General features: G+C 43.4%; 14 protein-coding genes and 1 tRNA gene. 6 read left to right on the forward strand and 9 right to left on the reverse strand.

All coding sequences use genetic code 11. The features are described 5' to 3' along the window. Positions 1 to 107: 107 nt before the first annotated feature. The 4 genes from K429_RS0116475 to K429_RS0116490 all read right to left on the reverse strand — a co-directional run bounded on the left by K429_RS0116475 (position 108) and on the right by K429_RS0116490 (position 1,723). Positions 108 to 617: a DUF6169 family protein gene (locus tag K429_RS0116475; RefSeq protein ID WP_007219606.1), complete on the reverse strand. Its 510-nt coding sequence runs from the start codon at positions 615 to 617 to the stop codon at positions 108 to 110. Continuing rightward, on the reverse strand, positions 614 to 769 hold the full coding sequence (locus K429_RS30700; protein WP_007219605.1) for a hypothetical protein: 156 nt from the start codon (positions 767 to 769) through the stop codon (positions 614 to 616). The genes K429_RS0116475 and K429_RS30700 overlap by 4 nt, the downstream gene beginning before the upstream one ends. A gap of 227 nt (positions 770 to 996) precedes the next feature. Continuing rightward, a tRNA-Pro gene (locus K429_RS0116485) sits at positions 997 to 1,070 on the reverse strand. A 185-nt stretch (positions 1,071 to 1,255) separates the two neighbouring features. Beyond that, positions 1,256 to 1,723 carry a hypothetical protein gene (locus tag K429_RS0116490; protein ID WP_007219604.1) on the reverse strand — a complete coding sequence of 156 codons (468 nt, stop codon included), beginning with the start codon at positions 1,721 to 1,723 and terminating at the stop codon, positions 1,256 to 1,258. A gap of 544 nt (positions 1,724 to 2,267) precedes the next feature. On the opposite strand from K429_RS0116490, the gene guaA reads away from it, so the two are divergent. Continuing rightward, complete coding sequence (gene guaA, locus K429_RS0116500) at positions 2,268 to 3,575, forward strand: glutamine-hydrolyzing GMP synthase (RefSeq protein WP_026367627.1); 1,308 nt, start codon at positions 2,268 to 2,270, stop codon at positions 3,573 to 3,575. A 227-nt stretch (positions 3,576 to 3,802) separates the two neighbouring features. Continuing rightward, positions 3,803 to 4,306: an HU family DNA-binding protein gene (locus K429_RS0116505; protein WP_007212298.1), complete on the forward strand. Its 504-nt coding sequence runs from the start codon at positions 3,803 to 3,805 to the stop codon at positions 4,304 to 4,306. Positions 4,307 to 4,390: 84 nt separating this feature from the next. Here the strand turns inward: K429_RS0116505 and aroB are convergent, their stop codons facing one another. After that, on the reverse strand, positions 4,391 to 5,452 hold the full coding sequence (aroB, locus tag K429_RS0116510; RefSeq protein WP_026367628.1) for a 3-dehydroquinate synthase: 1,062 nt from the start codon (positions 5,450 to 5,452) through the stop codon (positions 4,391 to 4,393). A 208-nt stretch (positions 5,453 to 5,660) separates the two neighbouring features. On the opposite strand from aroB, the gene K429_RS0116515 reads away from it, so the two are divergent. Beyond that, positions 5,661 to 6,074, forward strand: a complete 414-nt coding sequence (locus K429_RS0116515) for a hypothetical protein (protein ID WP_007212300.1) — start codon at positions 5,661 to 5,663, stop codon at positions 6,072 to 6,074. 99 nt (positions 6,075 to 6,173) lie between these two features. Further along, the gene (locus tag K429_RS0116520) at positions 6,174 to 9,095 is read left to right on the forward strand and encodes a TonB-dependent receptor (protein ID WP_026367629.1); all 2,922 of its coding nucleotides are present in this window, start codon (positions 6,174 to 6,176) and stop codon (positions 9,093 to 9,095) included. 79 nt (positions 9,096 to 9,174) lie between these two features. Here K429_RS0116520 and K429_RS0116525 read toward each other — a convergent pair whose 3' ends face one another. Further along, positions 9,175 to 9,945 (reverse strand): outer membrane beta-barrel protein, encoded by a 771-nt coding sequence (locus tag K429_RS0116525; RefSeq protein WP_026367630.1) that lies wholly within the window; start codon positions 9,943 to 9,945, stop codon positions 9,175 to 9,177. A 111-nt stretch (positions 9,946 to 10,056) separates the two neighbouring features. On the opposite strand from K429_RS0116525, the gene cls reads away from it, so the two are divergent. After that, positions 10,057 to 11,496: a cardiolipin synthase gene (cls, locus tag K429_RS0116530; protein ID WP_007212304.1), complete on the forward strand. Its 1,440-nt coding sequence runs from the start codon at positions 10,057 to 10,059 to the stop codon at positions 11,494 to 11,496. On the opposite strand, the gene rsmD is transcribed toward cls, so the two are convergent. Genes rsmD through K429_RS0116545 form a run of 3 tightly spaced genes read right to left on the reverse strand, consistent with a single transcriptional unit; the run spans position 11,491 to position 13,522 of the window. After that, positions 11,491 to 12,045 carry a 16S rRNA (guanine(966)-N(2))-methyltransferase RsmD gene (gene rsmD, locus K429_RS0116535; protein WP_026367631.1) on the reverse strand — a complete coding sequence of 185 codons (555 nt, stop codon included), beginning with the start codon at positions 12,043 to 12,045 and terminating at the stop codon, positions 11,491 to 11,493. The two genes, cls and rsmD, sit on opposite strands and share 6 nt — an antisense overlap. After that, entirely contained in the window at positions 12,036 to 12,815 is a 780-nt protein-coding gene (locus K429_RS0116540) for a DUF3822 family protein (protein ID WP_007215109.1), read from the reverse strand. The genes rsmD and K429_RS0116540 overlap by 10 nt, the downstream gene beginning before the upstream one ends. Positions 12,816 to 12,835: 20 nt before the next feature. Continuing rightward, complete coding sequence (locus K429_RS0116545) at positions 12,836 to 13,522, reverse strand: hypothetical protein (RefSeq protein ID WP_007215110.1); 687 nt, start codon at positions 13,520 to 13,522, stop codon at positions 12,836 to 12,838. Positions 13,523 to 13,617: 95 nt separating this feature from the next. Here K429_RS0116545 and K429_RS0116550 point away from each other — a divergent pair, with 95 nt between their 5' ends. Further along, a complete protein-coding gene (locus K429_RS0116550; RefSeq protein WP_026367632.1) occupies positions 13,618 to 15,036 on the forward strand; it encodes an ATP-dependent RecD-like DNA helicase in 1,419 nt (472 codons plus the stop codon). The last annotated feature ends 27 nt before the right edge of the window (positions 15,037 to 15,063 follow it).

A 15,063-nucleotide genomic window follows, 5' to 3' on the forward strand; every position in this document is an offset into this window, starting at 1 on the left:
ATTTGGTATCTACTGATACGATTTTTGCTGCTTCTACAAATGCTGAAATCAACTTTTTACAATATAAGTGGTCTTAAAGTATATGAAAATAGGATTGTCACCTACTGTTATTCAGGTTTTTGGCTAAGCAATTGAATTGATTCAGTAAACTCAACTATAATCTCAGATAATTCAGGATTGTCATTACGAAGAATTATTGTTGCAAAGTTCACAACACCTTCCGCATCGACAATTGAGGATGAAATCATTGTAAAAAGTGCTTTTCGATTATAAGTGGAAAACCAATATTCAAACAAGCGGCTACGCATACGTTGTTTATTATCACCGGTCTCACAAATATATAGTAATGTAGAATTATTACATCTAAAGAATTCATCAACAATAGAAACTATAGTATCGCGGACTTTACGATCACGGGGAGATTTGTGATTGTTGATATTGGCAATGATTAATTGGTATGAATTTTTGGATAACAAGACATCATCTTCCATAAAACCGACAGAATAATGCACACCACCATCTGTAAAGAATTGATAGAATCCGTTCTGTTCGGTCGGTTCTACTTGATAGGGAGTTTCCCCACTATTAATACGTTCCAATGAAAGATGAAGTATCATAGAGCAAAGAATTTTTCAGCCTCTTTACCCGTTCGTTCTTTATATGTCTCTTTCATTGATTTTTCCAATTGAGCAAGACATTTTCGTTTTTTCTCTCTCGCAGCTTGAAACTTGTCAAGAGCTTCTTTTTTTGTAATCTTTGTTTTTGCCATATACTCTATTTCTCCTTTCTACTTGCAAAGATAACACTTTTCGTTGATAATCATTTGTTTCATAATTAAAAGTAGGGTTTGCGTAAATAGGGGTAGCGGTTTACACTATGGTTTACATCAATGGGTAATTTTCGCGTCAACCACAGCGTCAACCGCACCATTAGGTGGAAACTCGTAAAAAACAAAAAGCATCGATAACCTTGCGATTATCAATGCTTTATCGGTAGTCGGGATGACAAGATTCGAACTTGCGACCACACGCCCCCCAGACGCGTACTCTACCGGGCTGAGCTACATCCCGAATTGCGGATGCAAAAGTAGTGCTTTATTTTTAAATAGCAAATATTTCTGTTGATTTTTGTTTTGCTATTATCTTGTTAGATAACACATCTCTCTTATTCTTAATTTGTTATGATGGAAAGTTTATTCTATTTAAGTTTCGCATGTAGCCTTTCAGCCTACATGCGAAACTCCAGTTTTATTATTTTAGAAAGTATCTGTCGATTCTTCTTTCACCCTCTTCAGCAAGTTTTCTACATTTTGAGAGTGGTAATATAAGATACCTTCCAATTGTTTCAGAAAACCTACATTGCTTGCCAGTTGCGTAATGAATTGCAGATGCAGACCGATTTCCCGGTTGGCTTGCAGCAACGTCTTGTGCGGGAGTGTACTTTGCAGCATATAGAATCCGCTGGCATCTTGTATTTCTGCAATGCCGTTTCCCCATTCGTGTGTACCTAACAATTGTAGAACATGGATGAATTGTCTTAATTTGCGTTTCAGACATTGCAGGCTTATATATTCCGAAGATTCTTTGACATACGCGATGTTCATGATGTCAATCAGTTGTAAATAGTACGCTTTCATGGCTTCTTCTGACGGGAAGCCCGTGCGTGGGTGCATTGCTACGTTGGATAATTCCTGAGCGGTTACCGGCTGAGTGTTGTTTTCCATAAATCGTTAAGTTTTAAAAGGTGAATAATTCGATTCATGGGAGAGGAGAAGATTTTAAAAAAGCAATCCCTGCCTGTCCCATTGTCGAACACTAAACTCACAGCTAGTATTTGGAGGTGCATTAACACTCCCCATGGGGGTACAGGGACCGCCATATAGGAGTGGCGTGAACGGGCATAAAAATGCCCGCCACGGATTCTTGGCAGGTTTCCCTGCTGTGAGTTTATAATGGTTCGACATCACAAAGGTACAATAAAAAATAAAGTAGCAATGTAAATAGGGGAGGAAAATACATCTGTTCTCCGATTAACTTTATTAATGATGCGAATCAGAAGTTGAAATTCACATGAACAATACCGAAATAAAGGATCGATGAATAAAACTGATCTTCGGAAAGGTATGACTGCGAAAAAAACGCTGCTCTGTTCTGAAACTTTAGAGAATCAATGTATTATAGTCTCTCTGAAAATCTTTATCTTTGCGGACAGTTTGAAAATAGAAGTGAATAATAATTGATACAATAACTTAAAACAACCAGAATCAAATGAAGCAGGATATGATTGTTATCCTTGACTTGGGTAGTCATGAGAATACGGTATTGGCTCGCGCCATCCGTGCGTTAGGTGTATATAGTGAGATCTATCCTCATGATATAACCGTTGAAGAACTGAAAAAGTTGTCCAATGTAAAGGGCATTATTATCAATGGTGGACCGTGTAACATAGTAGATGGTGTTGCCATCGATGTGAATCCTTCTATCTACGAGGCGGGAATCCCAGTGATGGCTGCCGGTCATGACAAAGCGACTTGTGCGGTGAAACTGCCACAGTTTACTGATGATATTGAAGCTATCAAAGCAGCTGTTAAGCCTTTCGTTTTCGAAACTTGCAAGGCCGAAGCTAATTGGAACATGACCAACTTCGTGAATGACCAGATTGAATTGGTACGTCGCCAGGTGGGTGACAGAAAAGTATTGCTGGCCCTTTCCGGTGGTGTTGACAGTTCCGTAGTGGCAGCTCTGTTGCTGAAAGCAATTGGCAACAATCTGGTATGCGTGCATGTAAATCACGGTCTGATGCGTAAAGGCGAATCCGAAGATGTAGTAGAAATGTTCGGTAATCAGCTGAAGGCGAATTTGATCTATGTAGATGTTACCGACCGCTTTCTTACTAAACTGGAAGGTGTGGAAGATCCCGAACAGAAACGAAAGATTATCGGCGGAGAGTTTATCCGCGTATTCGAAGAAGAAGCGTGTAAACTGGACGGTATCGACTTCTTAGGCCAGGGAACTATCTACCCTGATATTGTGGAAAGCGGAACGAAAACGGCCAAGATGGTGAAGTCTCACCACAACGTAGGCGGTCTGCCGGAAGATCTTCAGTTCGAACTTGTGGAACCGTTGCGTCAGCTTTTCAAAGACGAAGTACGTGCATGTGGTCTTGAACTGGGCTTGCCTTATGAAATGGTTTATCGTCAACCCTTCCCCGGTCCCGGTCTGGGCGTGCGTTGTCTGGGTGCTATCACACGCGATCGTTTGGAAGCTGTGCGCGAGTCCGATGCTATCCTGCGTGAAGAGTTTCAACTTGCCGGACTGGATAAGAAAGTGTGGCAATATTTCACCGTGGTACCCGACTTCAAGTCAGTGGGTGTGCGCGACAATGCCCGTTCTTTCGAATGGCCGGTTATCATCCGTGCTGTCAATACGATTGACGCGATGACCGCTACCATCGAACAGGTAGAATGGCCTGTCCTGATGAAAATTACGGATCGTATCCTGAAAGAAGTAAAACATGTGAATCGTGTTTGCTACGATATGTCTCCGAAGCCTAACGCTACTATCGAATGGGAATAAAAGACTTTTTGTTAAATAGCTAGCGCATTAAGTCCTTTCGGATACTTCATTTAAAGATACTTTCCGTATCTTTGCTGTCTCTCTTACAAAAGGTGGCATCTTTTGCTGTAAAAGATGCCATCTTTTGTGTTATAAGATGCCACCTTTTGCTACAAAAGATGCCATCTTTTGCATGGAAGGAATAAGGGAAAGATATCAAAGGTAGTAATTAAAAACACGTAAAGACTATGGGAATGATTTACTTGGTAAGAAAGAAACTCTTCCAGACTAAGGAAGGTGCAAAACAACTGTATTATGCCGTGCAACGTACACTGCAACCCAGAGGTGGGGTGACCGAAGACATACTGGCAAAACGAATCGCTCACCGGACGGGCAGGAGCGAAGGTGATGTAAAAGGAATATTGGCCGACCTGCCTCACTTCATAGAAGAGGCCTTGAAGAATGGGGAGTCGGTATCTATCAAAGGACTGGGTTCTTTCCATATTGCGATAACCAGCGAGGGCTTTGAACACCCCGAAGACGTGATGCCGGGAACCGTGCGCATTTCGCGCGTTTACTTCACCGCTGACCGCGGCTTGACCAGGGAATTAAGCAGGGAAATGAGATTTTTCCGCTATCCGCTGAGCAAATACTTCCCGGCAAGTATGTTGAGCAAGAAAGTTGTGGAAGCGGAAAAGAAGGCGGAACTGCAAGGAGAATTTCCGGAAGAAGAGATTACTGAGAACCCCTAAAGAATACCCCTTCCACACTCTATTCCCTATGAATAAAGGGTTGCAGAAGTGTGGAAGGGGAAATAGTACAGGTACACAGTGAGGTTATACCCCCATGCATTCCCGATAAAAATCGAACATTTCGTAAATGGTATCTTTGTCGGCAGTCTGGTTAAGGCAGATGTCTCCGACTTCTTTCAATAGAGTGAAGTTGATGGCGCCGGCAGTGTTCTTCTTGTCATGCTTCATCAACTCATAAAGTTGGTCGTACTGTTTGCAATTGAAGGCAAAGCCACCGTAGTTCTCTTTGATGAACTGAATGGTCTGGCGCATTTTCTCTTTCGGAAAACCTACCTTTATATAAGAAAGGTATAGCTCGCAAACAATTCCCCAAGCAACAGCATAACCATGTAATACGGGGCGACCTTCGGCAAGAGCCAGACTTTCGAAGGCATGACCTACGGTATGTCCCAGGTTCAGCGCCTTGCGGATGCCGTGTTCCAGCGGATCTTGTTCCACGATATCCTCTTTTACTTGTACGGAACGGCCCACCATTGATTTCAGTGCAACGTAATCTATCTTGTCCGTATCGAAAGCCAATAACTCGGCAAGGTGCTCCGGGGTACTGATAAGAGCGTGCTTCAACATCTCGGCATAACCGGAGAAGAAGTTGTGGGCATCGAGGCTGCGCAGGAACTCCGTTTCAAGAAGTACACTGGCGGCGGGTGCGAAAACACCGATTTCGTTCTTCAACCCGTTGAAGTTGATACCCGTTTTGCCTCCTACGGAAGCATCCACCATGGCCAGCAGGGTGGTGGGGATATTGATATAGGCAATGCCCCGCTTGAAGGTAGAAGCGGCGAAACCACCCAGGTCGGTCACCATGCCGCCACCCAGGTTAATCAGTAATGAATGGCGTGTAGCTCCCTGTTCGCTCAGAGCTTGCCAAACGGAAGCCAGGGTTTCCAGATTCTTGTGCACATCTTCGGCACCGATAACGATTTCGGTAGCCTCTTTCAGTGCCGGAATGTCATTGAGTTGCGGCAGACAGAGGCGGTGGGTATGCTCGTCGGTCAATATGAAGAGCTTGTCATGGGGACAATTCCCGATGGCGTTTGTCAGACTGCTTTCCAGTTTCTCGCAAAGGATTACTTCTTGTTTACTCATCTGATTAATTACAAATTATAAATTACTGATTGTGGATTCTAAATTATGAAAGAGATGGATACCTTCTTTGTTAATTGTGGTACAAAGATAGCTCTTTTGGCAATAAAACGTTATCTTTGCCCATCGATTTTTGATGGGCTGGCATGATGCTTCTGCCATCTGCCCCCCACAATCTATAATTTAATAATTAGTAATTCGTAATTTTGAAATGAGAGCATTACTACCGGTTTATTGTCGTCTATTAGGATATTTTGTGATAGCTTTGGCACTGTTTCTTCCGTTCCTGATGCTAATGCTAGGGAAAATGACGGATTCCAACCTCTTGTTTTATAAAGAATGCTCTAAGCTGCTGATGATGCTTGGCGCATTGATGATTCTGTTTGCCTACACCAAGAACGAGAATAAGGAAACTGAGCAGGTCCGTAATACGGCTACACGTAATGCTATGTTCCTGACCGTATTATTCATCTTTGGCGGTATGCTCTATCGCCTGGCGAAGGGAGACATCATGAGCGTGGATACTTCCTCTTTTTTGATCTTTCTGATACTGAATGTTCTTTGCCTGGAATTTGGTATAAAGAAAGCGGCAGTTGATAGGTTGTTTAAGCGAGATCGTCGATAATTAGAACATTTTATTTAAACCTCATTAAACTTTTCCATTGAAAGCTTGTCAAATGAAACAGTATAAAAACAGACATTTTGTTTCATAAAAAACAGGCGCATGAAAAAAGTAATCATCGGAACAGTGTTATTGCTGACAACCACACTTTCCGCTTTCTCACAGACTAAGAACATTACCGTAGCGGGGCGTGTCATCGAGGATGACACGAAAGAGCCCGCAGTACAAGCCACAGTACAGTTACTTTCGTTACCGGACAGTGCATTTGCGGCGGGTATCGCCACTACAGCGCAGGGATATTTCACTCTGCCCAAAGTGCAGGCCGGGAAATATGTATTGAAAGTTTCCTATATCGGCTTCCAACCTACAGTGCTTCCTTTGCAACTGTCGGCTCAAAATCCCAATAAGAATGTAGGTACGCTGGCTCTGAAGACGGATGCCGTGATGTTGGCAGAAGCGGTGATTACCGCAGAAGCTCCGCAGGTACAGGTAGTGGAAGATACGTTAATGTACAATTCCAGTGCTTACCGCACACCGGAAGGGGCCATGCTGGAAGAGCTGGTGAAGAAACTCCCCGGTGCCGAAATCGATGATGACGGTAACGTGAAAATCAATGGTAAGGAGTTGAAAAAGATCATGGTAGATGGAAAGGAATTCTTTGGTGGAGACGTGAAAACGGGCTTGAAGAACTTGCCGGTGGAGATGATCGATAAGCTGAAGACGTATGACAAGCAGTCGGACCTGGCACGTATCACGGGTATTGATGACGGTGAGGAAGAAACCGTACTTGACTTGACGGTGAAGAAAGGTATGAACCGTGGATGGTTTGGTAATGCGGATGCAGCCGTGGGTACTGAAGACCGCTACGCAGCCCGTTTAAATGTAAATCATTTTGTGGATAAGACACAGGTAACCGTTATTGGTTCTACCAATAACGTGAACAACCAGGGCTTTTCAGGTGGTGGAGGTGGACCCCGCTGGCGTCGTAACAATGGTTTGAACGCGCCTAAAGAATTGGGTATCAGTTTTGCCACAGAGAATAAGAAGATAGAACTGGGAGGAAGTGCCCAATATAATTATAATGACGCTGATATCTCTAATATCAACTCGTCCGAGCGCTTCTTGCAGAATGGTAATTCATATTCCAACTCCAACTCAGTCAACCGGAACAAGAATTCTACATTCAGAGCCGATTTCCGTATGGAGTGGAAGCCGGATTCAATGACGAATATCATTTTCCGCCCGAACTTCTCTTATGGTAAGACGGATAATGCTTCGAGCTCATTGTCGGGAACCTTTGATGCAGACCCATTCAGTCTGGTTGCCAATCCGAACGATTATCTTGATTTTGATAAAATAATTGCCGGGGACCCGTTGAAGGATATTCGTGTAAATGCTACGAACAGCGGGACACTTTCCGACAGCAAGAGCATTTCGACAGATGCGACTTTACAAATTAACCGTAAGCTGAATGATAAAGGACGTAACATTACATTCCGCGGACGCTTCGGTTACGGTGATAATGACAATAATCAGTATACGGAATCTACGACACGTTATTATCAGATTCCTACGAACCCGGACTCTACTTTGGTTCGTAATCAGTATATCACTACTCCGACCAATAACTATAATTATAGTGCACAAATTACGTATAGCGAACCTATTGCGCGGGCCACTTTCTTGCAATTCAGCTATCAGTTCCAGTATAAATACAGCGAGAGTGACAAGACGACTTATGATTTGTATCAGATCAATCCGGAGTGGGGAATTGGCGAGCCGTTGCCTACCGGTTACGAGAACCATGCAGTGGATAGCTTAGGTAAATATGCCGAATATAGATACTATAATCATGATGCATCCGTATCGCTGCGTTTCATTCGTGAAAAGTATCAGTTGAGTGCAGGTATGTCTTTCCAACCACAGAGTTCCAAGCTTTCTTATAAGAAAGGAAATTATATGATCGATACGACGCGTTCCGTGTTCAATTTTGCTCCGAATGTCGATTTCCGTTATCGCTTCTCCAAGGTAAGCCAGTTGCGCTTTAACTATCGCGGACGTACCGGTCAGCCGAGTATGGAAAACCTGTTGCCGATTGTGGATAACTCCAATCCGTTGAATATCCGTGTCGGTAACCCGGGCTTGAAGCCTTCTTTCACGCACTCTATGCGTTTGTTCTACAATACGTATAATGCGGAACTTCAACGGGGTATCATGACGCATGCCAGCTTCTCGGCTACGCAGAACAGCATCAGTAACAGTACCGAATACAATGAACAGACCGGTGGACGAACCACGACGCCGAAAAATATTAATGGTAATTGGAGTGCTTTCGGTATGTTTGGATTCAATACGGCACTGAAGAATAAGAAGTATACCATCAATTCATTCTCTAATATTAATTATCAGAATAATGTGGCGTATCTGTACAATCAGGAAACTAAAGTTGATGATAAGAATACGACAACGGGCTTGACGCTGAGTGAACGTTTGAACGGTGCCTACCGCAATGATTGGTTCGAATTCGGGTTGAATGGCTCTATCTCTTACACTGCCGAGCGTAACAAACTGCGTCCGGACAATAACCAGGAACCTTATACTTTCTCTTATGGTGCCAATACCCAGTTGATGGCTCCCTGGAACATGACTTTCACTACCAATATCGCCAATCAGAGCCGTCGTGGTTATACGGATTCAAGTATGAACCGTAATGAGCTGATCTGGAATGCACAACTCTCGCAGACTTTCCTGAAAGGTGCGGCAACGATAAGTTTTGAAATGTACGATATCCTGAAACAACAAAGTAACATTAGCCGTTCATTGACGGCAGATGGTCGTTCGGTTTCGGAGTACAATGGTGTTAACAGCTACTGTATGGTGCACTTTATCTATCGCCTGAATATCTTTGGTAACAAGGCTGCCCGTGAGAAGATGGGTAGAGGTGGATTTGGTGGTCCTGGTGGTCCTGGCGGTCATGGCGGACCTGGTGGACGTCCCGGTGGATTTAGCGGACGCCGTTTTTAAAGTAAACTGACCAGTTATTATTATAAGTTTCCCCTTCCATTCGCTTTCGCTGAAAAGAGATGGAAGGGGATTCTGTTTTTTAGCGTTTCCCTGCGTTGAAGCAAAAGCCTACATGAAATTCTATTCCTATGTTGTGGGGGGAAACAAGTGTTTGGTCTTCTTGGAAGGAATATTTGAAGAGATCTTTGGGAAACTCCTTATCAATGGGAAGAAGGCCGTACTCGGCACCGATACCGGCAAAAAGACATTTGTACTTGAAGTCTACTCCAAGACTTAAACCGATGTCAAGGCATTTCAAACCTTCGTTTTTATCGAATGTCTTATGCGTTGCTTCACCATTTACCAATGTAGCGCCATTACCTTCACTGGGCGTGATAAAGTCATCAACATCAAGTCTTTCCTTAGTGGCAAGCACCCAGTTCAATTTACTTTTTCCACCAATTCCCAAAGCGATATACGGACCGCCACTGAATTGCAACCCACAGTTATTATTCAAAGGCAGATATGCGGCTACTTTGATGGGAACTTGTAAATAGATTCCATTGATTTTTGAATCGATTCCTAATCCCATATAGATTTGCTTGCCTGTTTCCGTAATACCCAAAGCGGTTACTGCTTCATCAATAGAGTAGCTTCTGTTTAGTAGCTGTAGTCCGGTCTGCATGGACCAAGTTTTGTCAATAGGGAATTCTACGCCGACTCCGAAACGGTACCCAAAGTTAGCATTGTAATTTTCATTTTGGGTAATGCCGGTCAATCCGGTTCCACCTTGTACACTGATTTTTACTTGCGAATGACAGATAGTAGTTGACAAGCCCAGCACGAGGGCGATTAAAAGATGTTTTTTCATATTTCATAGTATTAGTGTGTAATTACGCAAATATATGTAAATACTTTAAAGACAATCTCTTTTTTCTTATAAAAAAACAGGAATTCTTTTATTTTCTCTATATTTGCTTTTGTGATTGACTGGAACTATATACTAAACCAAGTAGCTACCGTCGCCTTTGATATTATTTACTTTGGCGCTATCATCGGAACAATTGTTGTCATCATTCTCGACAATCGTAATCCGGTGAAGACATTGGCATGGATATTGGTATTGATGTTTCTGCCTGTTGTGGGACTGGTCTTTTACTTCTTTTTCGGGCGTAGCCGGAGGCGCGAGCGAATAATAGAGCAGAAGATTTATAACCGTCTGTTGAATAAACCGATGGTGGAATACCTGGCGCAGGATGCCACTACCTTGCCTATAGCTTATAGTCGGCTCATTTCTTTATTTCGCAATACAACCCAGGCGTTTCCTTTTGACGGCAACCGTGTAGAGACTTATACCAGCGGTGCTTCCATGTTGCAATCCCTGTTGCGGGAACTGGCTAAAGCCCGGCAACATATCCATATTGAATTTTATATTTTTGAGGATGATGCCATCGGGCGAATGGTGCGGGATGTACTGATAGAGAAAGTACGGGCGGGCGTTGAAGTACGTGTCATCTATGACGATGTAGGATGCTGGCATGTGCCCAACCGTTTCTATGATGAAATGCGTTCGGCAGGTATCGAGGTACGCAGCTTTCTGAAAGTACGTTTCCCCCTGTTCACCAGCAAAGTGAACTATCGCAACCACCGTAAGATTGTTGTGATTGACGGACGAATCGGTTTTGTGGGTGGGATGAATCTGGCAGAACGCTATATGCGTGGGTTCTCATGGGGGATTTGGCGCGATACGCATCTTTTATTGGAAGGCAAAGCCGTGCATGGCTTGCAGACCGCTTTCTTGCTCGACTGGTATTTTGTAGACCGTACTTTGATCAGTGCCTCCCGTTATTTTCCGAAGATGGAGGCGTCGGGTAATTCGTTAGTACAGATTGTGACGAGTGATCCTATCGGTCCCTGGAAAGAAATTATGCAAGGATTGAGTATGGCAATTTCCGGTGCGAAGAAATATTTCTATATACAGACCCCTTACTTCTTGCCTACAGAACAGATACTGGCTGCTATGCAAACGGCCGCATTGGCAGGAGTTGATGTTCGACTGATGCTGCCCTTGCGTGCGGATAATCGCCTTACGAATTTAGGTTCTTGTTCCTATTTGGCGGATGTATTGCAGGCTGGTGTGAAAGTTTATTTTTATAAGATAGGTTTTCTGCACTCCAAACTGATGGTGTCGGATGATGAACTTACTACTGTTGGCTCTACCAATGTGGACTTCCGCAGCTTCGAGCATAATTTTGAGGTGAACGCTTTTATTTATGATACTGAAACTGCACTGCAAATGCGTGAAATCTTTCTTCAGGATCAACGCGAGTGTGTGCAGGTCTTTCTTAAAAACTGGGTGAAGCGTCCCTGGTGGCGGAAAGCTGCCGAGAGTGTGGTGCGACTGATGGCACCGCTCTTATAAACTCTCAACTTTCAACTTCTCAAAGAAGGAGAAGTTCACACTGCCATATACCCGTCTCTCTACAAAGTTCGGATGATCTTCGAAGTTATCTTTCTTTCCATGTTCCAATACAAGCAAGCCTTCCTCTTTCAAGAGATTGTTTTCGAAGATAAGACTAGGAATGGTTTCCAATCCCTGCAATTCGTACGGAGGATCGGCAAAGATGAAATCGAACTGTTCATGTCCTCCTTTAATGAATTTGAATACATCGCCACGGATAGGGATACATTTGTCAGTCTTTACCTCTTGCATTATCTTGCAGATGAAAGCATGGTGGTCCCGGTCTTTTTCAACGCTGATTACGCGGTCGCAACCCCGTGATACCAGTTCGATGCTGATGCTGCCGGTTCCTGCAAAGAGATCGAGTGCGGATACTCCGTCCTCAAAATCCAGATAATTGGCAAGTACATTGAACAGATTCTCTTTGGCAAAATCCGTTGTGGGACGTGCCTTGAAAGTACGGGGCACGTCAAATCTTCTTCTTTTATATATTCCGCTGATTACTCGCATGTGGTTATTGCTTGTAGGTCGAGGTTAGTGGCAGGGTTCATGATGAATACCTGCCGGATAAATTTTCGTAGTTCGCTGAGCAAAGCTTCTTTGTCGGACAATTCACCGGTGAGGTGCATTTCGTCACGTTCCTGTTCAAAGCCGAGTTGCTTCCATATATATAATAGGTAATAGATGCGGTCCGCTGTCTGTTTACATTCAAAGGAATTGGCAAGCAACAGGTGATTGCGGTCGTAGCAATACAGGTCGGCGGCATCTTTCCGCAGATGCACGTACATTTTCCGACTGTTGCCCAGGCGGCTTTTGCTGGAGAAATGTTCGATGAACGAACTTGCCTGCGAATAAAATCTTACATCGGGATATTGTTCGCACAGGAAAGAACGGGCACTCTTGTCCATACTGAACAATACTACGGCATTATTTTTTCGCAGAATGTTGTATTGCACAATTTCGTTTTCCCGCTTCGGGTGGTTATGATAAAAAAGTGTTTCCGTCTGTTCGTCTTCAAAGAACTCCAGTGGCACGAGGGTAAAGCGTTTGTCCGCCATGAGTATATTTACCCGGCGATAAGGGTGTTTAAGCCATTCTATTTCACGGAAAGTCTGTTTAAGATTGGCTGTGAGGGAGAGTGATTCTTCTACTTTTCGGTCAAAGAAAGAGAGCTCGCCTTCACCCAGAGGGTTGAATACAGAAAAAGAAAATCCATCCGCACTGAGGCGGATGGATAACGTATATTGTTCCGATTTACTAAAGTCAATCGTTTCTATCATACAGTGTTGCGGATAGGGAATTATTCCCAGTTACCTGCATTATTGTTAGCAGTTTCCAAGCTACCGATCATCAGACCGCAGTATTTACCCAACTTAGTCTGTACGTCTTTCATGTTAGCAATTTCTTGCTTGTCCAGACCACCCAGGTAAGTTTCATACGGAGTCTTAACTTCGAGCAGACAGAAAGGAGCACCGGATTTAGCTGTATCGTTCTTGATAGCCATTTCGAATTGTGCGCCGCCACCGTAAGGAACATATCTCATAGAATCGGGATTGAAACCTTTTGGGAAAATAGTATCCAATACTGCAACCCACATGGTGTCACGCTTGAAGTTTTCCAAGCCTGCTTTCTTTACCTCGTCGTATTTACCTGTTTTCTTAGCTTTGTTGATGATAGCAATAGCTTTCTTTTCTGTCATACCGTCTTCCAACTGCTTGTCATTCAATTCACCTTCTTTGTAGATAAAAGGCAATTTCTGGTTTTTAACAAAGTAGATCAAAGTGTCGAAACTTGCCGTGTACTGTTGGTGGTTCAAGTTACGATACTCCTGCTGTGCTTTACGGATGTCCATTAAGCGGGCAATAACTGCCTTCTCTCTGTGCTTTCTAGCCTTTTCGAAATTAATAGGACCCATAATGCTGGTATAGCAGATGTAGATCAGTACCACTGCACACAAGCCTAAAACGATATTAAATACTGTTTTCATGATAAATATGTTTTTTAGTTGTTATATTCGTACCGCAAAAATAAAATAAATAATTCTAATGGCGATAGTTCCTGTAACTTTTTTCTATTACAAAAATGATAAATAACTATTTAGAAACGCAAATTAAGGAAAATTTTCCTTATGAACCAACTTTTGAACAAGAAATAGTACTAAAATCATTAGCTGCCTTCTTGTTATCTCCCCGTAATGATGCGGTTTTTGTGCTACGCGGATATGCTGGTACAGGAAAAACTTCGCTGGTCGGAGCGCTGGTACGGACATTGGATAAGTTGCAACAGAAGTCAATTCTGTTGGCTCCTACGGGGCGGGCGGCGAAAGTCTTTTCGGCTTATGCGGGGCATCCGGCGTTTACTATTCACAAAAAGATTTACCGTCAGCAGTCTTTCTCCAATGAGGTGAGTAACTTCTCTGTAAACGATAATTTGACTACTCATACCTTATATATAGTGGATGAGGCTTCGATGATTTCGAACGAGGGGTTATCCGGTGCAGTGTTTGGTACAGGGCGTTTGCTGGACGATTTGATACAGTTTGTTTATTCCGGTACAGGATGTCGGTTGATACTGATGGGGGATACGGCGCAGCTTCCTCCGGTGGGTGAAGAACAGAGTCCTGCTTTGTTTGCCGAGGCACTGAAAGGTTATGGGTTGGAGGTGATAGAGGTAGATTTGACGCAGGTAGTACGTCAGGTGCAGGACTCCGGTATATTATGGAATGCTACCCGGTTGCGCCAACTTATAGCTGAAGATGCCTGCCAGAGTCTGCCAAAGATAAAGGTATCGGGGTTCGCTGATATAAAGGTAGTTCCGGGCGATGAACTGATAGATACGTTGAGTACTTGTTACGACCGTGACGGAATGGATGAAACCATTGTCGTATGTCGTTCCAATAAGCGTGCGAATATCTATAATAATGGTATACGCGCGCAAATCCTTTGGCGGGAAGATGAATTGAACACGGGCGACTTGCTGATGGTAGCAAAGAATAATTACTACTGGACAGAAAAAAGTAAAGAAATGGATTTCATTGCCAATGGTGAGATAGCTGTTCTTCGCCGGATGCGTCGTACACGTGAGTTGTATGGTTTCCGTTTTGCGGAAGTTCTGCTCACTTTTCCTGATTACGGGGATTTTGAACTGGAAGTTAATCTATTGTTAGATACTTTGCATAGTGATGCGCCGGCTTTGCCTAAAGCGGACAATGACAGGCTGTTTTATGCTGTGCTCGAAGATTATGCCGACATTCCTGTAAAGCGCGAACGGATGAAAAAGATGAAGGCTGATCCGCATTATAATGCTTTGCAAGTGAAGTATGCTTATGCCGTTACTTGCCATAAAGCGCAGGGTGGGCAATGGAAGAATGTATTTCTTGACCAAGGGTATATGACGGATGAATATTTGACACCGGATTATTTCCGCTGGTTATATACGGCTTTTACCCGTGCTACAGGTACTTTGTATCTGGTGAATTACCCGAAAGAACAAATCGTATAAATAGCTGGGATTAAAAAAAATATCTGT

Source organism: Bacteroides sp. 14(A) (genome assembly GCF_000526555.1).
In the GTDB taxonomy this organism is placed as follows: Bacteria; Bacteroidota; Bacteroidia; order Bacteroidales; family Bacteroidaceae; genus Bacteroides; species Bacteroides cellulosilyticus.